A 23,516-nucleotide genomic window follows, 5' to 3' on the forward strand; every position below is an offset into this window, starting at 1 on the left:
TTGATTTTCCAAAAAATTGATCAATGCAAATTGTCCGTTACTGCTCTATTATTTTAACAGCAGTTCTATTACAGCATAACCTAAAAGCACAAAGTTGGATAAGGATCAACCAGCTAGGCTACTTACCTGAATCGCAGAAAGTGGCTGTGCTGGTATCTAAGCAAAACTCTACTGTAAATGCTTTTACACTCCATGATGCGATGACTCATGAAGTAGTCTGGGAGGGGGGTAAAATACAATCTTTCGGAGCCTATGCTGCTTTTCAGAGTGGGCATAGACTCAATTTTTCTGATTTCAAACAACCAGGTGCTTATTATTTACAAGTCAATGAGACTACATCTCCTGTTTTCAACATTGGTCATGATGTTTACGATGGCTCAGCGGATGTTCTACTTCATTACATGCGACAACAGCGTTGCGGATATAACCCCTTTTTGAAAGACTCTTGCCATGTACATGATGGCTTCAGGATTTATCATCCATCCGCAGATTCTGCACATATCAATGTAACCGGAGGTTGGCATGATGCTACGGACTATCTGCAATACACTGCTACATCTGCCAATGCAGTATATCAACTGCTCTTTGCCTATCAGCAAAATCCAGATTCATTTGGTGACGAATATGATGCTACCGGACTGCCAGGGAGTAATGGAATTCCGGATGTATTAGATGAAGCTCGCTGGGGTCTGGAATGGCTTATGAAAATGAACCCCGCCCCTGGTGAAATGTACAACCAAATTGCTGATGACAGGGATCATGCAGGTTTTCGTTTGCCTAATCATGATTCAGTGTCTTACGGAAAAGGAAAAGAGCGTCCGGTTTACTTTATTACTGGTAAACCACAGGGCTTAAAATATAAAAATAGAGCTACCGGAGTATCCTCCTCAGCTGGGAAGTTTGCTTCTGCCTTTGCTATCGGAGCAATAGTTTTTAGCGAAAGTGATCCTGAATTAGCCAGAAAGCTTGAAAAAAAGGCTATTGAAGCTTTTGAATTTGGAGAATCAGACTTGGGCGTAAGCCAGACTGCTCCCGGCAATGCGCCTTATTTTTATGAGGAAGATAATTGGGTGGACGATATGGAGTTAGCTGCTGCGCAACTGCATGGTATGATGAGTGAAACCGAATTTTATGAAAAAGCGCTTTATTATGGAAAGTTGGAGAAGACAACCCCGTGGATGGGAGCGGATACCGCCCGTCATTACCAGTGGTATCCATTCTGGAATGTAGGTCATACTATTCTTGCTAATTCACAGGATTTGGTTCAAAACCAGTTTTTTAAAGCTTATATGAGATCAGGCCTGGAAAAAATCTACGCAAAAGGAAAAAATAATCCCTTTTTGATGGGAGTACCTTTCATATGGTGTTCCAATAATCTGGTTGCTGCCGCTGCATCACAAGCTCATTTATACCAAATAATTAGTGGGGATAGCGAATTTGCTGAGATGGAAGCTGCATTACGTGACTGGCTTTTTGGTTGTAATCCCTGGGGAGTAAGCATGATAGTGGGTTTACCTGAAGGAGGGAAATACCCTACCAAGCCACATTCTTCACTAACCCTGCTGGAAGGTTATGCACTTACCGGAGGCTTGGTGGATGGCCCTGTTTATGGCTCTATCTTCAATAATCTGAAAGGCTTGACCTTAATGGATGAAGATCCTTATGCGGATTTTCAGTCAGATCTGGTGGTTTATCATGATGATTTTGGAGACTATTCTACTAATGAACCTACTATGGATGGCACCGCCAGTCTGGTGTATTTTCTTTCTGCTTTAGAAAAAGAAGGACAAATTAAACGACCAGAAGGAAAGCTAAACTATTCTTTTGGAGCTATCAATAGGATGGATTCCACAAAGAAAAATATTAACCTTATGTTTTCTGCTCATGAATTTGCTGATGGTTATATACAAATTTGCAAGGCATTGAACCAACACCAAATTAAAGCATCATTTTTCTTTACCGGCGATTTTTATAGGAATCCGGAGTTTAGAGATATGATTATTAATTTGAAAAAAGATGGGCATTACTTGGGTGCACATTCTGATAAGCATCTATTATATGCCAGTTGGGAGAAAAGAGATTCAACATTGGTGAGCAGGAGTGTTTTCACTAAGGATTTAAAAAACAATTATCTTGAAATGGAAAAGTACAATATCCAAAAAGATGAGGCTCGCTTTTACCTTCCTCCCTATGAATGGTATAATGACACCATTGCTACTTGGACAAAAGAATTAGGTCTACAGCTAGTCAATTTTACAGCCGGTACTTCAAGTAATCAGGACTGGACATATCCGGAGTTGGGGGCTAATTATATCTCTAGTAAGCAAATCTTAGAAAATATTCTGAAAAAAGCAGACTCAGCACCTTCGGGCTTAAATGGACATAATCTGCTCATTCATTTTGGAACAGACCCCAGGAGAGAAGACAAACTTTACACTCATCTGGATAAATTAATTGCTCAATTGAAGGAGAAAGGTTATCAATTTAGCCGAATTGACGAAACTGCTTATTGATCATGCACTAAAGATTATGGCGGTTTAGAGCAACAGTACCGGATTATCAAGTATGGGCTTCTTCAGTTCGGGAGGTATTCCAAAATTATCATTGACAAAGCGATTGAGTTCATCCTGCGTTTTTTGTGAAAGAAGTTCTGCCATCTCGTCCATCGCCTGGCTGCTTATCATATATGGCATCATAGAGAAAACCATCTGGTTACCACGGCAATGGGCAAATATTTGATATTCAGTTTGATCTTTAATAGACTGACCGGTAAATGCACATTTACCAATCCATTCGTTAATATCCCAGTTATGTGCTTCTCTTAATTTTTGACTTTGCTCAACCAGATTACTTTTATGCATCATATATTTTTGCACTCTCTGTAGCGATTCTTTTGAGAGTTCATTTCTCATTTTTTCAGCACACTCTAAGCACATTGCGTATTCAAAGATTACATCAGTAGTTCCATATTCCGGATATTGTCTAATGGCTTTTTCAATTACGTACTCAGTTTCATTTTCCAGCAAAAGTTTGTTGCAACTTACGCAATGGCTAAAGGGTTCTTCTTTTTCAAAAGGATGAAAAATTGAAGGAATATCAGTTGCTGGAAATTTATGAAAATTCATCATGGTATTTTATTCGTCAATGTTATGTATGCCTATAAAAGTTTCAGTTTTCATCTGAAAAACAATCTTAATTATATTTACTTTTTTGGCAAAAGTGAATTTTAAGAAGAAAAAGCAGAATATCCAGTTAATAAATCTAAAAATTCTCTTTTTCGTATAACATTTTCAGATTCTTATGGATTTAACTGAATATGAATTTACAATCAGAAAAAATTATTTTGGAGAAAGAAAAAGAACCACTGAAATGGTCGGAGTTACCCGAGGGGTTTCAGAGATTACTTACCCGATCATACGATGAGTATAAAGAAATACTTTATGATCCTTGCCTCCACCCCTTGGCCAGAAAAATTCCTTCTTGGGAAGATTGGTTGAAAAAGCATGATATCTTTCTGGATAACTAAATAGGCTTAGACTTAGCCTTAGGTAGTTGATGAAGGATTAGAATGTCATTTTTTAGCTAAAGTCTAATCGTTAGACATTAATTTATTATAATTATTGGGTTCGTTTGCCAGTGAGATATGTACTAAAATATCAATAATTTCTGGCTACTTGTTTGTATTTCCATACTTTATCTCATTGCGTATCAGATAGATGCCATTTACAATTTTAAGATAAATTTTTTTGACAAAAATTTTATTTTGATTTGGAATAATATTTATCAAAAAATATTGATTTTTTTCATCAATGGAGAATTTTAATTTTTTTGATAAAATCATAAATTTTTAAACGAATTATAATTATTAGCTAGTAATTAGAGGAAATAAATCAAGTTTATAATGACAACTCAAATAAAAGTGAGTTTAGAAATAGATGTGGTTGTCAGTTTTTGAGTATTAAACATTCATTTGAATATAGAATTCTTATTCTATTAATTTTTGAATAGCCGTAGCGTACTTTTATGTGGGTTTTATGAGTATTTTTAATTAATTTTGAAGGAACTTTTATTTAACTATGTAGCTTTAAAAGTGACAATCATTCACTATCATTATACTTCGTTTATTTATATTTTTACAAAAACCGTTTACTTGAAGTTAAACATATATAATGATCATAAACTGAATTATTACTTCTCATAAGTTCCGATGTGAAGTATATAATTATGATAATGCACGTGAGTTTTAAATATCAAATTATCTTAATGATATTTATTTAAGTAAAATAATAAACTTATTTACGAGTTTTTAGTATAAAAGAAATGGTTAACATAATTAATATTTTTTGGTTTTACATGCCAATCTTAGACAGGAACTTATTAAAGAATTAGAATCAATATCATTTATACTTTTATTATGGAAGAAAGCCTATTAAGCGAAATCCAAGTAATATCTGACAACGGTAGTAACGATACTATCCATTATGATGACATTAAGGTAAAATCAGAATTACAGAATTTCATCACTCCTTTATCAGAAGACAGCCGAGAGCAGTTAGAAGAAAACATAAAACTCAATGGTTGCTTGGATCCGTTAACCCTATGGGATAAGAAGAACGGGGATTTAGTATTAGTTGATGGACACAACCGTTATCAAATTTGTTCTAAACACGATATCCCTTTTAGAGTAAGAATTATCAAGTTTGGCTCTGAGGAAGAAGCAAAAGACTGGATGATCAATCATCAGCTGGGACGAAGAAACCTTAACCCTGATCAGTTAAGTTACTTTCGTGGGCTTAAGTATGAGCGTATGAAAAAGAAGCGGGGAGGGTACGATAAAGTGCTCTCTAGTGGGCAAAGTGGCGATAAGACGTCAGAAGTGCTGGCTCGTGAGTTCAATGTGAGTGATCGTACTATTCTTCGTGATGCCGAATTTGCCAAGGGGATTGAGATTATTGCTAAGGGTAATCCCAAGATGAAGAATGATATTCTACTTGGTAGAATTAAGGTAAAAAAGAGTGATGTTCAAACCTTAGCTCAGGTCAAAGACATGCGCCAGATTGGCAAAATTAAAAATGAAGCTGATCTTTATAACAAAGCTAAGAGTATCCGTAAAGAAAAGGAAGCTCAAAAAGCTGAAAAGGTGCAGAATGAAATGGACCAGAGGGTAAATGAGGCCATTGAGACTATTAAAGGTAATGAGCCTGTTTTTACTAATAAAGAAGATAGGATCAAAAGGATAAAGGCCAATATTGTTTCTGCAGTAAACAAAACGATACAGCAGAAAGATAAAAATTCCCTTAAGGAAGTGAAAGCATATATTAAGCGATTAGAAGATGAGCTTTTCGGAAAATATGCTAATGCTTAATTACTAAACGCTTTACTATAACAAAAAAGGCTCTTATGAGCCTTTTTTGTTTAAGAAATTTACTAAAATAATACACAGGTTTTTACTAATTATTTGGAGGTGTTAAACAATAAGCTTCAATAGGCGCTTCTGCAGAATAAAAATTCATTTCCAAAGCTTTATTTAAATCTTTACATGCCAGTTGTGGATTACCGCTAAGGTAGTTTGCCAAACCCCTGTTAAAATAAATTTTTGCCTGAGTAGAATCCATTTGTAACGCAACATTAAAATCATTCACAGCTTCAGTATATTTTTTAATTTTGTAATACGTGTTACCTCTATTAATATATGCTTTAATGAGAGTAGGATTGAATTTTAAAGCATCTGAGTAATCTTCAAGAGCTCCATCGTAATCCATTATACTTTCTTTACTGTAAGCCCTCATCAACAACACTTCAGCATTTGTACTTCCAACCCTGATCGCTTGATTGAAGTCTTGTATTGCTTTCCTGTGCATGTTTTGAGACTGTCGCATCACACCACGGTTAAAAAATGACTGGTAGGTAGCTTGCTCACTTACTGCTAAGTCATAAGATTCATTTACCAGTTGCTTATACTGTGATTTTTTCGTTAGTTTTGACAAATTTGATAAAGCTACCGCATGGTCAATATGATGACTTAAAGCTTGCTGATACGCTTTAATGGCATTAAGAGTATCAGAATTAGCCTCCATCAAAAGACCTTTATTTACATAATAATCTGCTTCATTCGGATCTGTTAGAAGGGCTTCATTTAAATAGTATTCAGCACTATCTAAATGATTGAGTTTTAAATGCGTTAATCCTAAATAATTAAAAATTTCTGCCTTCATGTTAGACTGAAGGGTCGTTATGCCTGTAGCTGAAAATCCTGTAATATCATCCTTACCTTTAAAGTACACTGTAGCAGTTTCACCAGCAGGTTGTTTGAGCAAAACATGAAAATCCTCTAACGCATCTTCGCAGCGATTTTGGTGGAAATAAAGTTGAGCCCTGTTAAATCTTGCATCTGATAAACTAGGATCAATAAAAATGGTGATAGAATAATCAGTAATGGCTCCAAGGATATCATCCATTTTTTCTTTTATTTTTGCTCTAAGCAAGTAGCCTTCAATATAATCCTTGTCTTGAGCTACCGCCATATTAGTATATTCTAATGCAGGTCGGTACTGATGGTTCTGATAAAAAATATTAGCTTGTTTGTATAGTGCCTGAGGTGTTTCGTTTGCTCTTTGTGCAAAAATATATTGAGCAAATAGTAGTAGTATTAATGTATTGATGAATGCTTTCATGGAAATTAAACAGCTTTTTCAGTAAAAAAATTTGATTATGTCATCTATCAAATTCAAATATCCTGCTTCTTAATACTATAAGAACCCAATAAATATTTCATCTAAGACTCTATTTATATCCATTTATCCATTAACAGGCTCAATAGCAGGATTGTATAAGTTTATATTGTCTGCTATTGTATGAATCCTACAAAAATACTCGCTGAATCTATATGAACTGTACATAATGTTTTTATGATCCTCTTTAAATTCATCAAATGATTAGACTTTTACTTATTCACGTAAGATAAAACAACTATTTAAACTTAAGTTTGAGTAAGTAAGCAGGAAAACAACCAATAAGGTATAAAACACACGAATAGTCCTTTCATATTTGATTTTAAAGTATGGTAGCGGGTGATTTTGACAAAAAATAAATAAAACGCACAAGCGTAAGAAAGTCTGTCTCTGCATGATAAAACTAATGGAATAAACTCCGACTTTAGTATTTAGCATGGATACAAAAATAGACTTAACCTACATGATAAAACACCCTGACGTAATGTTACGTTTGGGAAATAAACCTATAATAAATTTGGTTGCTCTCTTTCGCATATTGCCAATTTGTTTATCTCTGCTTCTTTTAATATTAGTTGCAAAATCTTCTTTTGGAGTATCTTTCTTGGCTGAGAGAGATAGCTTATATGATGTAAGTGATCTGATAGATAAAAGTATATCTCAAAGTAAATCCGAACCTTCAAAAGCCTTAGAATTAGCCCTTCAAGCTTTAAAACAGGCTGAATATCTGGGGGATGAACAAAAACATGCTAAGGCTTTCCATACAGTTGGTCTGGCTTACGACTTATTGGGAGAGGATCAGTTGGCACTTAAGTACTTTCAATCTGCAATTAAGAAATACGAAATCCTTAAGGATACCTTAGGAATAAGTACTACACTCAACAATATAGGTGTTGTTTACGATGAATTAGGAGATTATAATGAAGCTTTATCTTATTATATCCAAGCCTTAGAGGCTACTAAGCAGTTGAATGATCCAGATGGTGAATTAAAACTGTATAACAATATTGGACTAATTTATACGGCAAATGAATTAGAAGTAAAAGCTTTAAAAAGTCTATACAAAGCTTATCAGATAGGAGTTGATAATAACTTAAATGTATCTATAACTTACCCCTTGCATAATCTTGGAGAGGCATATTTCAAGTTTGGTAAATATGATAGTGCCCTGTATTATTTTCTTAAGTCATATAAGGTTGATAAATCTGTTGAAGATAAGCAAGGACTAGCTATCAATCTACAGGCCATGGGGAAGGTATACCTGGCTCAAAAAAAATATGATAAAGCAAAATCCCATCTTTTAGAATCCTTAGAAATCCTCACTGAGATTGGAGATAAATACGAGCAAACCAACACGCTTACATTACTTGGGAAGTTATATTGCGGTATAGGAAAATATTCAAAAGGAATTGCTTATGCTGAAAAAGCATTAAAATTTGCTAAAGAATCAAATACCAAAAATCAAATCAGAGAGGCGTCTGAAATATTAAGTAACATTTACCGTAAACTTCCCAATTATAAAAAAGCCTTATATTATTCTGATTTAAGTAATGTTTACAAGGATAGTATTTATAATGAATTTAAGAGTAAGCAGCTTGTGCTTTTGGAGCTTAACAAAAAGGAAGTAGAAAATGCAGCACTATTGACTGACAATGAGTACAAGGCAGCCATTATGGATGATCAGCAGATACTTATTGAAAAACAAACATATGCCGTAATATTTGTATCTCTTGGTTTGGTATTAAGTTTCATTGCGGTTTCAGTTTTAGTAAATTCTAATAAGGATAAAAATCTAGCTAACAAAAAGCTGATCAGACAAAAAGAAGAAATTGAGAAGATTATCAGAGAACTAACCATTTTGAATGAAAATATCAATCTTCAAAAAAATGAGTTGCAGCAGTCAAATCAAATAAAAGATAAGTTGCTCTCCATTATTTCTCATGATTTCAGGAGTCCGCTGAATTCATTAGAAGGCATTCTGGATTTGATCACCCAGGGAAGAATCTCACCTGACGAAATGCAATTGGTTTCCAAGGAGCTAAGAGTGAAGGTAAATATCACTACAAGTTTGCTTGATAATCTTCTTAATTGGGCAAAGAGCCAGATGCAGGGAATCAAAACTAATCCTGCTTATTTTGACATCAAAGAACTTGTCAATGATACAATTCATCTTCTTTCTACTCAGGCAGAGAAGAAGGATGTCAGAATATTCAATCGGGTGGTAGATCCTCAGGAAGTGTTCGCAGACTATGAAATGACCAAGCTGGTAGTCAGAAACTTAATTAGTAACGCTATTAAATTTACTACTTCAGGTGATAAAATATTCATAAAGACTGTGCTCAAAGAGGATTTTTTAATGGTTATTATCAAAGATACCGGCAAGGGAATTTCTCGTGAAGAGCAGGTCAAATTATTTACCAGTGAAGCCAAATCCACATTAGGTACTGCTTATGAAAAAGGTACTGGCATAGGTTTGTTACTCTGCAAAGATTTTGTAGAGAAAAATGGTGGTATGATCAGCTTGGAGAGCGAGGAAGGGGAAGGCAGTACTTTTATGTTTAGTATACCTCTGGCAGATTATGAATGTGAAGAAAACGAACCTCAAAAAGAACTATCTACCAAACGGTAGATAGTTCATACTTTACCAGTAGCAGTTGTCTTATTCTGATTATTCAACCATCACCTTATGAGTAATTGAGGTATTTTTATCATGGGGAAGTCTAATTCTTAATATTCCGTGTTCAAAATAAGCCTCTATATCTTCCCTATTGATATACCTGGGAAGACTAAAGCCCCTGTAAAGTGATTTTGTATTATACTCTCTTCTGATATAATTTGGTCTAAAATCTTTTGCCTTGTCTTTCGTTTTTTCAGCTGTTACATTTAGTAATTCATCATTTACCTCAATACTAATTTCATCTTTCGTAAATCCCGGCAAAGCAATCTCAAGATCATATGCTTCTTCATTTTCTTTAATGTTTGTAGCCGGTGTCTCATGGCGGGTCATCCAAAGGTCATCAAATGGATCTCTGGAAAGAAATCTCTCGTTATCAAAGATACGAGCCGGCTCATCACCGATCCTGTGTAAGCCGTTGTGAAGAATATGTGGTCTCATGGCTTTAATAATTTGATCTATACTCTAAGATCACATATTATTAACAATAAAAATATGATATAGCTCATGAGAGGTAATGATCTAAATCATGTGAGCTCAATCTAGTAGTGCTAACTTTAATTTTTTTGAAAAGAAATTCATTATGCTGTTAATCATTTTTGGCTTGCCTGGATCAGGCAAATCTTATTTTGGTGAACATTTAGCCGACAATCTCAATTGGGAGTATATTAACAGTGACAGAGTGCGTAAAGAGTTCAAGATGCGTGGTAAATATGACCCTCAGGATAAGCAAAAAGTTTATGAATATATGTTTGAAGAAGCTGAGAAAGTTATCAAACAGAAAAAAAATATCATTATAGATGCTACCTTTAGTGATCCCGGACATTTGAAGAGAGCAAAAGCACTGGCTCAACAGCTTGGCACAGATTACAAACTGATTGAGATGAAAGCTGATGAAGCAACTATTAAAGCAAGGGTTAGTAAAGAAAGAAAATACTCTGAAGCAGGATTTGAAGTATACCAAAAAATAAAAAGTGAGTATGAAACCGTCAATGAACCTCATTTAATACTTGATACTTCAAATACATCTGTAGAAAATTTGATTGCTAAGGCTAAACAATACTTAAATTATGACTAAGGATGAATTTTCGCTCTTGAAAGAAAATGGGAAGATAGGAGATAAGCTAATTAGTGACAAACATCCTGAATTTTTAGAAACTCATATTTCTTACCTGCTCCTTTTTCCTGATTTTGTATACAAAATCAAGAAATCAGTTCAACTTCCATTCCTGGATTTTAGTAGTCTTTCACAAAGAGAGAAGTATTGTCATCAAGAATTAATGCTAAATCAACGTACAGCGCCATCTATTTACTTTGATGTACATGAGATTAGATCAAGTAATGGCGAATTAATTATCAATGGTTCTGAAGGGGATATCGTGGATTATTGTGTGCGCTTAAAGAGAATTGATAACAAAAAAGAAATGGATCATTTGTTAAGCCTTGGTGAAGTGAAAGTTCATCAAATGGATCAACTTGCAAAGAAGATCGCACATTTTCATCAGAGAGCAAAAATAGTTCGTAAAACTCAGTCTCTAGAACATTTGAGGTCAACTTATTCGCAAATACTTGAATGGAGTGAGACTGCAATTAAGAACCTAGGTCACTCTTATGATAAAATACTTCAAGACTCCTGTCAAATTTCCGATAAATACCTGGAGCAAAATATAGATAAGATCAACGCAAGAATTCAAAATGGTTTGATGAGGGATGTGCATGGTGATTTGCATAGTCATAATATTTTCCTGGAGGAATCACCAATAATATTTGATTGCATTGAGTTTGATGAAGATTTGCGGCAGATAGATTTGCTGAATGAAGTGGCCTTTTTTCTGATGGACCTGGATTACTATAACGCAACTGAGCTTGGGGTTCATTTTTACAAACAGTATCTGACTTATATGAATGAAGCTGGTATAAAAGGTCTGGAAGATGAAGGTTTGCTTGATTATTTTAAGATGTACCGCGCATCAGTGAGGGCCAAGGTGGAACTCATCAGCTTAGCAGGAAGCCAAAAAGATAATGAGCTTACTATGCATAAAAAAAATGCTGAACAATATCTCCAACTGGTTGAAAAGTATGCGAAACTAATTGTATAAAAAAAGTGGTACTTTGTAGCACCACTCTTTTATTTATGTAAGCAAAATTTAAGCTTTGAGAATTAATAATGGTCGTTGAGTGTGAAAAATCATGTGCTTGGTTCTGCTTCCATGGATTAGCTTGTCAATAAAGCTATGCTTTCTTGGAATCATCGCCAGCATAGAAGCTCCATGTTTTTCCAGGAACTTTTCTATGCCCTCGTTTACATTTTCACCTTCTATATCATAATGGTAAGTATGCCGGGTTTTTTTCAAAATACGATCCAAATCTTCTCCAGCCTCGAGTTCTTCTTCGGATAATTTCGTTTCTCCCTTACGTACATGAAGTATATCAACTTCAGCATGGAATATATTGACCATATTCAGCAACATGTTATAATCCTCTGGCTTTTGCACGTGTTGATAGTCAGTAGCAAGTACAATATTTTTCAACTGGCCAAAGCTTATCCCTTCAGGGATTACCAGAAGAGGAACTTTAGTGTGTTCGATAATATGACTGGTTGTACTTCCCAAGAGTTCTTGTAAGGCATTAGAGCCCCTGGTACCCATGATAACAAGGTCAATATTTTCTTTATTTATAGTTTCCAGAATATTTTCTTCAGCAAAACCTGACTGTAAGATGGTTTCAAAATTTAGTGTTTTGCTGGATAAGTAATCATTTTTGATTTTATCCATTTCTGCACTTACTTCTTTTCTCACATCTTCAATATCTACCATACCTTCAGGGTACATGCCACCCAGGGGGTAAGCAGTATCTGAAATAGCAGGTACACGGTAAGAATGAAGTACATACAATTTAGCATCAACTTCTTTGGCTAATTCCACTGCATATTTTAAAGCATTATTGGCTGTTTTGGAAAAGTCAGTGGGGGCTAGAATTTTCTTGATAGGTTTCATTACAATCAGATATTTAGTTTATGCAACAGATTCTTCGTATTGAGCTTGATAAGCATTCTGTATTACTTGTTCATTGATTAAAGCATTGATACTTCGGAGCAAAGACTCTTCTGTATTGATTATTTTCTGCAAAATTTTAGTTTCACTTTCAAATCCCACTACTCGCAGGTAGAGCGAAAGGGTCAAGTAGCTGCCCAGTTTATAATGACTGGCAAGCATAATTGTATTGAGAATTATAGTGTCGGTAATAATATTTGTACCTCCTTCTTTCATTGTCAGGAAAGCTTCTTTAAATATCCCGTTCATGCCTTCACCGGCAGAGGTATTAAGAGGCGATTTAAGACGACGAATTAGGTGATGATGTAAATGCAGTTTGTAATTTGTGCTTTGCTTCAGATCAAAAAGCAGGCTCTTTAAATTCTTGCCACTCGCTTTGTTGTCAAACACCTGTAAGTAGGTAATATACTGGTGTTCAGACCGGTACATTTTACTCAAAAGTGCAAAGGCAAGGTCCTGATAATTGTTAATCGCCTTCATAATTAAAAAAAATTTAGTATCTTATATTAAGTACTAATATTACATAGGTCTTATTATAAATATACTGCTAAAAGTCATCTTTTACTATGACTTTAATCATGTTATTTTTAGTTGATAAATAGTAACTTTTTAAAATACTAAACGGATACAGCTATGAAAACGCTTCACAAATTAGACAAACATGTAATTTATTTAAACGAGTTGGTTCTCCAGGTAGCTTCTAATCTTAAGCATCCAGATGATGTAAATTGTGCAGAGCGTGCAATTAAAGCTGTGTTGCTTACCGTAAGAAACTGCCTGAGCTTTGAGCAGTCAATTAAATTTTTAAATTATCTGCCCTTGCCTTTTAAGGCAATTTACATTAAGGACTGGCATATTGACGATCGTGTGCCTGAGCGTATTGAATCTATGAACGAATTCATGGATGAGGTCTACAAAATAGATCCGGGCTTATGTCAAAATGACTATAATGATCGTAATTCTATTAAGCAGGCTGTCAAGGCTGTTTTTAAAGTTATTGGCTTACACATTTCAAATGTTGACCTTAGGAAAGAACTGATGTTCCTTCCCGATGATTTACGTTTGTATCTTGAAGCTGAAGGAGTTGCAATAAAATCCAATGAGATGGATTCCAGTATTTGGTTATCTTAAAATGATTGTTACAAATAAAAGAAGGGTCTGAAATCCTGATAGATATTGCTGCAAATTATGAAAGCTGGCAAGACAACATTCTATAAACTAACCAACCTACCCTCATTTTTTGCTGATAGCTATGCCAGTTTATTTTTACCTGCTTTTTAAAATATTTTGCACTTATTCTAGAGATTGATCTATCTTAATTCTAATTATTTCAGTGTTGGTTTGGAAGTACCAGACATTATTAAGTACATTTCTACTATCAAATAGATGTAGAATGTTATTGAATTAATTAGATTGATATGAAAAATATTTTAACAAGTATAGATCATCCTGCAGTAGCTGCTGATGATGTTGATCAATTGGCAGATTGGTATTGTACCGTACTCGGCTATGAAAAATATCATAGAGATGATAAGCCGGTTTGGATGTTGAAAGCTCCTGACTCCAGCCTGATTGAAATAATGCCCAAGGATGCTACTCCCCGTCCTCAGCGTACTACCTGGACGCCCGGATGGTCTCACCTCGCCCTTAGAGTCAACAATATCGAGCAAGCCATTCAGGAGTTAGACAAACATAAAGTAGAGTGGCTGGGTGAAACAGTAGAGGCTATAGGAGGGGGTAAAGTACGCTCTTTTCAGGATCCTGAAGGCAATATGTTGCAGGTGGTTGAAAGAAAATTTAAATAACCCATTACCGCCACCATCGCCGCCAGAAGTCGGTGTACTTATCCTGACGGATTATCCCCAGAGGTCCATTATAAATACCGCCATCAATTATTTTATCAAACACACGGATAGTTATGGTATTGAGATCACCATATTTAAGTACCTCTGGGTTTAAATCATATTTTCTTACAGTAGTATATGCAAAATCATCATTAACGTTGTATTGTCCATTTTCATCAAAGCCGGTGCTGCCCACCAGCTGCCCATTTACAAAAGTCTGATCGTAGTCATCAATCATTCCCAAAAGTAGTATTTGATTTTCTCCCTCCATCTTCTTGGGCAGGTAAAAGATTTTACGGTACCAGGCATATCCATCATAATTAACAAAGCCCTGTTTTTCCCAAAATAATGGAGCCATCACTTTTTCCCAATGCATAGAACCCTTGTCTTCATCTTTCCATTTCATATTATCTCCCAATCTGAATTCCCATAATCCACTCAGGTCTACATCTAATCTGTTATAATCTGAGTTTGATACCAGGCCAATCATACCCGAAAGAATACCACCATCAATTTTGGCATCGTACACTCTTATGGCAATAGTGTTTTTCCCTCCGGGATTAAGATATTCGTCAGGTATGTGATAGCGACGAAAAGCACTGTAAGCAGTCTGAAAGTAAGGAGGGAAAGAACCTGAAAACCCAATAAGCTTACCATTAATATATACTTCATCCACATCGTCAATATATCCTAGTGATAGGTAAAGTTTTTCATGGCTTAAGGCTTCAGTTAACTCAAATGTCTTCCTGTACCATGCAAATCCATCATATGCGTGGAAACCCTGGGTTTCCCAGGCTGCGGGTACCTGTACCTCGTCCCACTGACTGTCATTGTATGTTATATCTGCCCATCGCTGATTATCTCCGATGTGGAATTTCCATTTTCCTTTCAAATCTAGTCTTAACTCCCATGAGGCTGCAATGGATATGAGAGGGCTTAAAACAAAAAATACAATGAAGCAATAGGTAAATTTATATTGGTAAGCTAATGGCATTAATAAAATTTACTAAAGATTCTTTTGATCAAAGTTTTCAATAAATATGCTGTGTAAATATATCGGTCAACCCACTTTTCAATACGGTATAAAAAGAAAACTGTTGGTTATCAGAATTGATTATGACTGCGTGCTTATTTGAAAAACCAATGTTTTTATTTTTGAAATCTACTCTGAAATCATATTTTTTCATGATATCAGAACCAATAATTCCCTGTACATTAATGTGAGTTTTATTTCTGACGGATGTCATTAATCTACTTAGGTCCATCGTATAAAAGCGAGCTTTGATCTCGCTATCACCAAGCGTTACACTAAGCTTCTTCGCCCAACTGAGCTGCTTTTTTTCTCCATTCAGTCCTTCAAGTTGATATGTAATATCTCTATTGACAGATGGAAAAAAACCAAAATATGCGGAAGATTTGATATTTAACACAGAAATATCCGAACCAGTGTCTACTATCAGATACGTTTTTTTTCCGTTGATCTTTGCAGCTACTATAGGTTTACGGTCCATATGAACTATCTCAATGTAGTTGTTATCAGATTGCTGAGCATGAAGATTGGAAGTGCAAACAGCTGATAAAAAGATAATTATTATTAATAAAGCTCTCATCTCTAGCGTGTTTATTACTGTTATATTAAACTAGTGTATGCCCAAGATGAGTATGCCATGTTAGCGTAAAAGAATGTAAAAAGATGTCATTTATATATAGTGTTGATTATCAATACTTTACGAGATAAAAAATTAAGTATAAAAAGTTAATACTTAAAAAAAGTATAAAATTGTTCTCTTTTTAAGTACAATTGTCTATATTAGCATCATCAACTTTAAAATATAATGATGATGGAAACAAAAACACTTTATCAGGATAAGTTGGAAAACGAAAGATATGGTCGTCCGCAAAACATCAGGGTATTGGTATCCACTTACCTTACTGAGTTGCGTGAGTCAAGTTCTGAGAACAAAAAAAGGCATGCTACTGCCGGATAAGCATCTTGTAGCCTATTCCGTGAACTGTAAGTATAATTTTTGGATTGGCAGCATCGGCTTCAATCTTATTTCTTAGTTTCACGATAAAGTTGTCTATTGTTCTTGTAGTGGGCTGTTCGTCTTCATAACCCCATATATTGTCCAGTAAGTCGTATCTGCTTACTATCTCATTCTGATGATCCCACAGGTACTTTAGTACCTCAAATTCGCGGTAAGTCATCTTTACTTCTTTACCATTTGCATATGCGGCATAGGTCAAAAAATTGAGACTTAGCTTACCAATTTGGACATTATTTTCTTTAGTATCCTTTGGCTCTTGCCCTCTTCTAAGTACGGCCTTAATGCGTGCTAATAACTCTCTAAGGCTGAAAGGCTTGGTGATATAATCGTCAGCACCCAATTCAAGCCCTAGTACTTTGTCTATTTCTTCTCCTTTTGCGGTAAGTAATATGATGGGAGTACGGTTATTTTGATTTCTAACTTGTTTACAAATGTCAAAACCTGACATATTAGGAAGCATCACATCCAGTAAGACAAGATCAAACCTGCCCTGAAGAATTGTTTCTAAGCCTTTTTTGCCGTCGGTTATGGTTTCAACTTGATAGCCTTCAAATTCCAGGTTATCTCTCAATCCCATGACCATACTGGGTTCATCTTCAACTACAAGAATACGGTTCATGAACTTTCTAAAAGTTTGGTGACTTTATATTTTATCGGAAAACAGAGCCGGAAAGTACTTCCCTCACCCAAATTGCTTATCAATTCCACCTTTCCATTATGTGCATCCATAATGTGTTTAACCAAACTCAAGCCCAGCCCTGTACCTTTTACACTATGAGAACCGCCACCTCTAAAAAACTTATCAAAAATAACTTTCTGGTTGCTTTCGGTAATTCCCTGACCTTTATCAGTAATCTCAGCATAATAGTACTGATCAGTGATTCCACTTGATACATAGATTTCTTTATTGTCAGGACTATACTTGATAGCGTTGTCAAGGAGATTAATAAGTGCCTCAGTAATGGCTTCAGGATCTCCTGAAATAGGCATTTCATCCGCTCCTGGCTCATATGCATACTTGAAACCCTGACTACTGATGTGGAATTCATAGGCATCTACCACTTCTTTAATGACTTCATTCAAGTTCAAAGGTTGCAGATTGTACTTACGTTTGCCTGCTTCTATTTTAGAAAAATTGAGAATCTTATTCACCATAGCCGTGAGTCTCAGGGTCTCCTGGCTGATGATTTTATAGTATTCTTGCTTTCTGTCTTCAGAACGAACGCGGTTGAGCATTAGGGTCTCTGCAAACATACTAATAAGCGAAAGAGGAGTCCTGAGTTCATGTGATACATTGGATACAAAGTCCGACTTGATTTGTGCCAACTCTATTTCTCTTTTGACATTGCGGAAAACAAACCAAACTCCGATCAATATGATGACATTCAGACATACAATCAAAATGATGTCATTCTTAATTCTCCTTTGTGCCAGTGCTTCAATGGTTTGACCATTTAAGTTGATGGTAAGGTAATGATTAGGGAAAAGCCAGAAAGGTAGTTGATGGAGTTGCCGGCCACTTTCATTCGTATTATCAGAAGTATACACAAGCAAATTGTCGTAATCACGGTAAGCTGATATTACGAACTTTTCCTGGGAGACAGCCTGTATTTTAGGCGCCAACACATTTTGAATAAAAGAAGAAGGGGTAAGGATAAATCCATAGATGAAGTTTGAAGGTTGATCAGCCTGCGGCAGGAAAATCTGGAGTTGGGAGTTTTGATCATCCAGAAGTGTAATGGGTTCAATTTTTCTGTACCCATTATCCAGATAAGAAAATAACCTATGAATCAGTGCTTTATTTTCTTCTAATGCCTCACTGATGCGCAAAACCAAAGTGTCATTTACATGGCGGCCACTACTTTCATTAAAAAGGTAAATATTGGAATAGTCAGCACTATCTACAGCAATGAGATAATTTAATGTCTGTTTTTCAGAAAAAAATGTTGAAAGTTTCGGTGTATTAAAAAAAGTGCTGTCTTCAAGAAGTAAGTCCACTTCAGAAGCCCATGCATTGAGTATATCCGCAGAATATTGGTTTACTGAAAAGAGTATAGCATCCAACTGGTTGTTGTAGATCTCTTCTATAATCAATTCATTTTTATTAAGAGAATTGATTTGGTATACAGAGAAAAACACAGCCGGAAGGAAAAAAATTAATAATAGTACAATCCCTATCTTGGTTAAGGTCTTGTTCATTGTATAAATTTTAGAAATGTCTTGCTACCGCTTAACACTAAAATAAAGTACCCCTCTCTAAATGCACTTCTAATTGAGGATTATTATTTGCAATGGCTTCCACAATGATTGGGTTTACAGGGGTTTCGTAAAGGTAGAGGTGCTTCAAGCCCTTCAACCTCAGTACATGCAATAGCCCTGCATCATCTACTTCAGTACTTGATAAATCCAGAACTTCTAGCGACTCTAAATTTTGAAGGTAAATCAATCCACTACCATTGATACGGGTTTGCTGAAGAAATAATGCTTTCAGTCCCTTCATTTGACTTATATGGTATAGTGCGTCGTCGCTGATATTACTGGCATTGAAGGATGCCCGGTGAATGTGAGGAAAAACAGCCTGAAGTTCAGCCAACTGATTATCATCAAAATCAGTGCAGGGAAATTTCATGCTCAGCGCTAATCCATTTTTGGTTTTCTCATCTTTTTCCAAAACAAAAGATTGCTCACTGTGTGCTACCAATTGAATTAACCCATCCAATTCCTGCTCTTTCTGAGCTTGTAAAAATATTTCTTGTTGAAGCTGTTGAGCCTGATCATTTAAGAGGGCGAAGAAAATGCTATCCTCACGAATTTCAGAAAGTGTAACCCCTTGCAGTGCTCCTTTTTCAATCCACTTTTCTAACAGTAGAATTTCCTGTTTTGTCAGAGGAGTTTTACCCTCGGGAGGCATATGATCATCATGACTTTCTTCCAGTGTGATTCTTTGATAAAGTTCACTATCATCAGGTTTACCGGGACTAACGGCAGTTTTACCACTTTTACCACCTTTGAGAAAATCATCAAAACTGGTCATCAGATAATCTCCTTTGGTTTTGTTCTCATTGTGACAAGCATAACACCTTGCATCCAAAGTACTTTGAATGACATCTTCAAATACCAGCATTTCTTCAATTGGTTTTTGCTGAATAGTGCTTGCTGGTAAAGTTTTGAGTGGAAAATGCTCAGTCAGAAAATCTTCACCGTGCGTTAATGAGCCTCCCAGGTGGCTGGTATACACCAGCAGAAGATTTGTCAGAAAGAGAATGGCCAGATAAGCATTAGTTAATCTGGTAAAATTTAACTGATAAGCTTTCCAAAAAAAGAGTAAAGAGATAAGTGCGCTCACTGCTACTGCAATTCCGGCATATAGGTGAGATTGAACAGTATCGCCTCCATACCCGCCACTCTGTACTAAAGCGAAGCCAATTAAAACTGCGGCCACACTAAAAAAAGTGGATAAGAAAAGTAAAAGCATTTGAAATGAGACTTGCCTTTCTATCCATTTAAGCCTCACTAAAGTTTCCCACAGCAAAAGGATGAATAGCAAAACGATAGGGAAGTGAATAACCAGGGGGTGAAAACGCCCGCTGAATAAAATCCATTGCGACACTCCCTCTTCCTTAAGGGGCCAGAAGGGTAAAGTCATCAGGAATAAAGAAAACAATATTGAAAAAAATAGCACTTTGTTAAACAGCTTTGTCTTCTTCAATGGGGCTAAAAGTTGATCGGACATACCTTTATCGCTAAGCATAAATTTCACAAAGTTCACCGGTACTATCTCCAAAGCACTCCTGAGGGATTTCATAAATATTGAGCATGGATTGATAAAGATTGGCTAGAGGTGTTTCTTCTTTGAATTGAAGATTCTGCCCTGTCCTTATTGCTCCGCCTCCTTTACCTGCCAGTAACACGGGTAGATTACGTGGAGAGTGGCGGTTTCCGTCCCGTATACCAGAGCCTAAGAGTACCATTGAATTGTCCAGCATATTTCCATCACCTTCGGGAATAGATTTCAGTTTGTTAAGAAAATAGGCATATTGTTCTACATGCCAGCGGTTGATGGTTTCATACTCATCCAGATGCTTAGGATCATCTTTATGATGAGAGATCTGGTGGTGGCTGCCAAAAACACCGGGCAGAAAAGTGAAATTTCTGTTGCTTACCGAGTTGCCAAACATGAAACTGCTTACCCTGGTCGCATCACTCCAGAAGGCAAGCACCATAATGTCCATCATCTGCCTGACCTTTTCAGTAATATCTACGCCCAGGTTCATTTCAGAATACTCATCAATACGAACATTGAGCCTGGCAATTTCTTCCCGAATATCATTGGTAATCTTGGATTCAAAAGCGCTTTGCTGCTCGTAGCTGTGTATCCTTTTCTCTACAGAACGAATGGATTCTAGATACTCCTCCAGTTTATCCTGATCGCTGCGTCCTAGTTTTCTTTGAAGACCTTTGGCATCATCCATCACCATATCAAGTACGCTTTGTTTCCATGGATCTTCTTCTTTTTTAGCATTAGGAACAAAGTTTCTGAACAACCTGTCAAAAGCTAAACGGGGGTTGATTTCTTTAGAGCAGGGTTGGGTAGGCGTTTGCCAGGAAATAGCTGAGCCATACAGCCGGGTAAAACCTACATTAGCATCAATGCCAGAACTAATCCTTTCCAGACCATATTGCAGTGAAGGAAACAAAGTCTGATGACCAATATGTTTGGCTATCATTTGATCTACGGATGTGCCCCCACTATGCAGATTATCTCCGGTCGTCTTAAATATGGGAAGGCAGGTTAAAAAGCTGGCTGTTTTGGTGTAATGACCGTCATCTCCCCGATAGCTACTGAGCCGATTTCTAAGCTCATTCAGTACCAGTATATCATCTTTGACATTTTGTAAAGGAGACAGAATAGGAGATAGCTCAAAGTTTCTTCCGTACTGAGTAGGAGTCCATTTATCGGGATGTACACCATTGGGCATGAACATGAAGGCTGCTCTTAAAGGAGGCTTTTGTAGTGGTGAAGATATCAGGCTATTTGGAACCATGGCATCCAGAAATGGCAATGCTATGCTTGCTCCTAAGCCTTTTAACATTCTGCGACGAGATATCTGCCAAGACTTTTTCATAGTACATCTAGTTTTCTTCCGTAATCATTCGTGCGGTAACGGAAGGGATATGAGTTTACAAGTTCTTTGATAAGGGCTGTAGAATTGAAATTACTTTCAATAAGTGCTTTGGTAAGATTTTGCATAGTAGGTTCATCTACAAACTCAATGGAGCGTCCAATGGCGTAGGTAAACATGCGTTCGGAAATAGTCCTTGCAAAATTGTCCTGCTTTTCAAATAATATTTTCTTAAGCTCTACCGGACCGTTAAAAGGCTCTCCACTAGCCAGTGTGTCCCAGGCAATGATAGGCTCTTCGGTACCATAAGTTTCTCTCCAGCGACCAATGGCATCATAGTGTTCCAGGCCAAAGCCAATGGGATCCATTTTTTGATGGCAGCTCCTACAGGCATCATTATCTCTATGTATTTCCAGCAAATTTCTAAGGCTGCTGCCTTCATGGGTTGACTCTTCAGGAAGCTCACCTACATCCGGAGGAGGTGGGGGTGGGGGAGTTCCCAGTATTTCTTCAAGTACCCATTTCCCTCTCAGCACAGGACTTGTTCTGAGAGGGAGAGAAGTTGAGGCAAGCACGCTGCCCATACCCATGACACCTCCCCTGCTACGATCCGTGAGCTTTACTTTGCGAATTTCTTCCCCTTCTACATTGGGTATGCCATAATGCTCAGCCAATGACTCATTCAGAAAAGCATAATCACTGTCAATCAGCTCAAGAAGCTTGTTACTATCTGTGATAATATGCGTGAAATAATCAACCGTCTCCTGGTACATGGCCTGTCTGAGTTTATCATCAAATTCAGGGAACTTCTCCGGGTCTACCGGGCTGTTGTTTTTTAGCTTAGTGATACCCATCCACTGGGTAATAAAACTTTCTGCAAAGCGCCTGGCTTTAGGATCTTGCAGCATCCTTTCTACCTGGGCATTAAGGACCTGTGGGTCATGAAGGTTTTGCCGGTAAGCCACTTCAAACAGTTCCTGATCGGGTAAACTGGACCATAAAAAATATGAAAGCCGACTGGCAAGTTCAAAGTTACTCAGGGGATAAGGCTTATCTACGGGCTGCTCATCTTCTACCTTATACAGAAACTGGGGAGAGATCAGCATCGCTTTAAGGCTTTCCTGGATAGCCGTATCAAAACGTTCATGGGTAGATAAGCTATCCGAACCTACATATACCTGCTGAAAAAGATTAATTAAATCATCCTTTTCTTCGGGCTTCAGAAAGCGGCGATAGGTTTTAGTAGCAAATGGGATAAGTACTTTTTTTGCAGCCAGGGTGGGATGCTCTAAGGGATCAATATCAGAAAAAACACGCTTTATCCAGAGAACAGCTTGCTGCCATATGGAAGGATTGTAGGGCTTAGGAACAATAGTTGTCCAGAGTTTGGGATTCTTATAAGTTTCCTCAACGATCTGATCTGCCGCTTCATAGTAGCGTTCCAGTTTTAGGGGAGTAAAAAATAGTGTTCGGGCATAATTGTCAAAACCGCTTCCTCCCGAGCCATCAGCAGGAAAAAAGGATTGAGCATCAAATTCTACTCCAATCAGATCTTTGATAGTGTATTGATACTCTCGGTGGCTTAACCTTCTAATTACCACACGACCTGAATTATTTTCTGTAAGAGAGCTTACCAGTATATCATTAATGCCTTCTACCAGTATCTCATATTCTTCATCAGTAAGTCGTGGCTTAGTATCTGGGGGCATCTGACCGGATTGCAGTTGTTTTACCACTTTGAGCCAGATATGACCATCATCCAGTAACCTACCCTGGTTTTCATACTTCTCCAGATTGATTCCTCCGGCTACTTTTCCCACATTATGACAGCTAAAGCAATGCTGATCCAGTACCGGACGAATATCTTCTATAAAATCATATTTGGGTTGGGCAGTAGATAATGTATAAGAGAGTAGAAGCAGAAATAATAAGACATGAGTAGTATTGATATTGATTTGTTTCATAAAAGCAATGGAATTGAGTGACTAAAAGTCAGCAGGAAAGCCCATCAATACCCATAATTTATAAAAAGTGCGGTATTTT

Annotated in this window: 21 protein-coding genes; 9 read left to right on the forward strand and 12 right to left on the reverse strand. The window is 36.7% G+C overall.

All coding sequences use genetic code 11. The features are described 5' to 3' along the window. The first annotated feature begins 23 nt into the window (after nt 1-23). Complete coding sequence (locus tag WJR50_RS10355) at nt 24-2,513, forward strand: bifunctional glycoside hydrolase family 9 protein/polysaccharide deacetylase (protein WP_341293193.1); 2,490 nt, start codon at nt 24-26, stop codon at nt 2,511-2,513. Between the two features lie 24 nt (nt 2,514-2,537). On the opposite strand, the gene WJR50_RS10360 is transcribed toward WJR50_RS10355, so the two are convergent. Then, nucleotides 2,538-3,128, reverse strand: a complete 591-nt coding sequence (locus tag WJR50_RS10360) for a hypothetical protein (protein ID WP_341293194.1) — start codon at nt 3,126-3,128, stop codon at nt 2,538-2,540. Nucleotides 3,129-3,316: 188 nt separating this feature from the next. Between WJR50_RS10360 and WJR50_RS10365 the strand changes: the two genes are divergently transcribed. Together WJR50_RS10365 and WJR50_RS10370 are read left to right on the forward strand one after the other, a co-directional pair. Beyond that, the gene (locus WJR50_RS10365; protein WP_341293195.1) at nt 3,317-3,526 is read left to right on the forward strand and encodes a hypothetical protein; all 210 of its coding nucleotides are present in this window, start codon (nt 3,317-3,319) and stop codon (nt 3,524-3,526) included. Nucleotides 3,527-4,414: 888 nt separating this feature from the next. Beyond that, the gene (locus WJR50_RS10370; protein ID WP_341293196.1) at nt 4,415-5,365 is read left to right on the forward strand and encodes a ParB/RepB/Spo0J family partition protein; all 951 of its coding nucleotides are present in this window, start codon (nt 4,415-4,417) and stop codon (nt 5,363-5,365) included. 85 nt (nt 5,366-5,450) lie between these two features. Here the strand turns inward: WJR50_RS10370 and WJR50_RS10375 are convergent, their stop codons facing one another. Beyond that, nucleotides 5,451-6,674, reverse strand: coding sequence for a tetratricopeptide repeat protein (locus WJR50_RS10375; RefSeq protein WP_341293197.1), 1,224 nt, complete (start codon nt 6,672-6,674; stop codon nt 5,451-5,453). A 493-nt stretch (nt 6,675-7,167) separates the two neighbouring features. Here WJR50_RS10375 and WJR50_RS10380 point away from each other — a divergent pair, with 493 nt between their 5' ends. After that, nucleotides 7,168-9,360 carry a tetratricopeptide repeat-containing sensor histidine kinase gene (locus WJR50_RS10380; protein WP_341293198.1) on the forward strand — a complete coding sequence of 731 codons (2,193 nt, stop codon included), beginning with the start codon at nt 7,168-7,170 and terminating at the stop codon, nt 9,358-9,360. Between the two features lie 39 nt (nt 9,361-9,399). Here the strand turns inward: WJR50_RS10380 and WJR50_RS10385 are convergent, their stop codons facing one another. Beyond that, a complete protein-coding gene (locus WJR50_RS10385) occupies nt 9,400-9,846 on the reverse strand; it encodes an Hsp20/alpha crystallin family protein (protein ID WP_341293199.1) in 447 nt (148 codons plus the stop codon). 142 nt (nt 9,847-9,988) lie between these two features. On the opposite strand from WJR50_RS10385, the gene WJR50_RS10390 reads away from it, so the two are divergent. Then, complete coding sequence (locus WJR50_RS10390) at nt 9,989-10,483, forward strand: P-loop nucleotide/nucleoside kinase family protein (RefSeq protein WP_341293200.1); 495 nt, start codon at nt 9,989-9,991, stop codon at nt 10,481-10,483. After that, nucleotides 10,476-11,504 (forward strand): hypothetical protein, encoded by a 1,029-nt coding sequence (locus WJR50_RS10395; protein ID WP_341293201.1) that lies wholly within the window; start codon nt 10,476-10,478, stop codon nt 11,502-11,504. The genes WJR50_RS10390 and WJR50_RS10395 overlap by 8 nt, the downstream gene beginning before the upstream one ends. Nucleotides 11,505-11,552: 48 nt before the next feature. Here the strand turns inward: WJR50_RS10395 and WJR50_RS10400 are convergent, their stop codons facing one another. Beyond that, nucleotides 11,553-12,401 (reverse strand): universal stress protein, encoded by an 849-nt coding sequence (locus tag WJR50_RS10400; RefSeq protein WP_341293202.1) that lies wholly within the window; start codon nt 12,399-12,401, stop codon nt 11,553-11,555. A gap of 18 nt (nt 12,402-12,419) precedes the next feature. After that, nucleotides 12,420-12,938, reverse strand: a complete 519-nt coding sequence (locus WJR50_RS10405) for a DUF892 family protein (protein WP_341293203.1) — start codon at nt 12,936-12,938, stop codon at nt 12,420-12,422. Nucleotides 12,939-13,091: 153 nt separating this feature from the next. Here WJR50_RS10405 and WJR50_RS10410 point away from each other — a divergent pair, with 153 nt between their 5' ends. Then, a complete protein-coding gene (locus WJR50_RS10410) occupies nt 13,092-13,589 on the forward strand; it encodes a DUF2267 domain-containing protein (protein WP_341293204.1) in 498 nt (165 codons plus the stop codon). 287 nt (nt 13,590-13,876) lie between these two features. Beyond that, nucleotides 13,877-14,263 carry a VOC family protein gene (locus WJR50_RS10415; protein WP_341293205.1) on the forward strand — a complete coding sequence of 129 codons (387 nt, stop codon included), beginning with the start codon at nt 13,877-13,879 and terminating at the stop codon, nt 14,261-14,263. A 4-nt stretch (nt 14,264-14,267) separates the two neighbouring features. Here WJR50_RS10415 and WJR50_RS10420 read toward each other — a convergent pair whose 3' ends face one another. Continuing rightward, nucleotides 14,268-15,194: a beta galactosidase jelly roll domain-containing protein gene (locus WJR50_RS10420; protein ID WP_341293206.1), complete on the reverse strand. Its 927-nt coding sequence runs from the start codon at nt 15,192-15,194 to the stop codon at nt 14,268-14,270. A 139-nt stretch (nt 15,195-15,333) separates the two neighbouring features. Further along, nucleotides 15,334-15,912 (reverse strand): aspartyl protease family protein, encoded by a 579-nt coding sequence (locus tag WJR50_RS10425; protein ID WP_341293207.1) that lies wholly within the window; start codon nt 15,910-15,912, stop codon nt 15,334-15,336. A gap of 225 nt (nt 15,913-16,137) precedes the next feature. On the opposite strand from WJR50_RS10425, the gene WJR50_RS10430 reads away from it, so the two are divergent. Continuing rightward, nucleotides 16,138-16,290 carry a hypothetical protein gene (locus WJR50_RS10430; protein ID WP_341293208.1) on the forward strand — a complete coding sequence of 51 codons (153 nt, stop codon included), beginning with the start codon at nt 16,138-16,140 and terminating at the stop codon, nt 16,288-16,290. Here WJR50_RS10430 and WJR50_RS10435 read toward each other — a convergent pair. The 5 genes from WJR50_RS10435 to WJR50_RS10455 are packed head-to-tail and all read right to left on the reverse strand — an operon-like array spanning nt 16,277 to nt 23,437. After that, nucleotides 16,277-16,969 (reverse strand): response regulator transcription factor, encoded by a 693-nt coding sequence (locus WJR50_RS10435; protein ID WP_341293209.1) that lies wholly within the window; start codon nt 16,967-16,969, stop codon nt 16,277-16,279. The two genes, WJR50_RS10430 and WJR50_RS10435, sit on opposite strands and share 14 nt — an antisense overlap. Continuing rightward, nucleotides 16,966-18,549 (reverse strand): sensor histidine kinase, encoded by a 1,584-nt coding sequence (locus WJR50_RS10440; RefSeq protein ID WP_341293210.1) that lies wholly within the window; start codon nt 18,547-18,549, stop codon nt 16,966-16,968. Before WJR50_RS10440 ends, WJR50_RS10435 begins: the two co-directional genes overlap by 4 nt. Nucleotides 18,550-18,586: 37 nt before the next feature. Beyond that, entirely contained in the window at nt 18,587-20,155 is a 1,569-nt protein-coding gene (locus WJR50_RS10445) for a c-type cytochrome domain-containing protein (RefSeq protein ID WP_341293211.1), read from the reverse strand. After that, complete coding sequence (locus tag WJR50_RS10450) at nt 20,094-21,476, reverse strand: DUF1552 domain-containing protein (protein WP_341293212.1); 1,383 nt, start codon at nt 21,474-21,476, stop codon at nt 20,094-20,096. Before WJR50_RS10450 ends, WJR50_RS10445 begins: the two co-directional genes overlap by 62 nt. Then, complete coding sequence (locus WJR50_RS10455; protein WP_341293213.1) at nt 21,473-23,437, reverse strand: DUF1592 domain-containing protein; 1,965 nt, start codon at nt 23,435-23,437, stop codon at nt 21,473-21,475. Before WJR50_RS10455 ends, WJR50_RS10450 begins: the two co-directional genes overlap by 4 nt. Between the last annotated feature and the right edge of the window lie 79 nt (nt 23,438-23,516).

The organism is Catalinimonas locisalis, assembly GCF_038039535.1.
GTDB lineage: Bacteria > Bacteroidota > Bacteroidia > Cytophagales > Cyclobacteriaceae > Catalinimonas.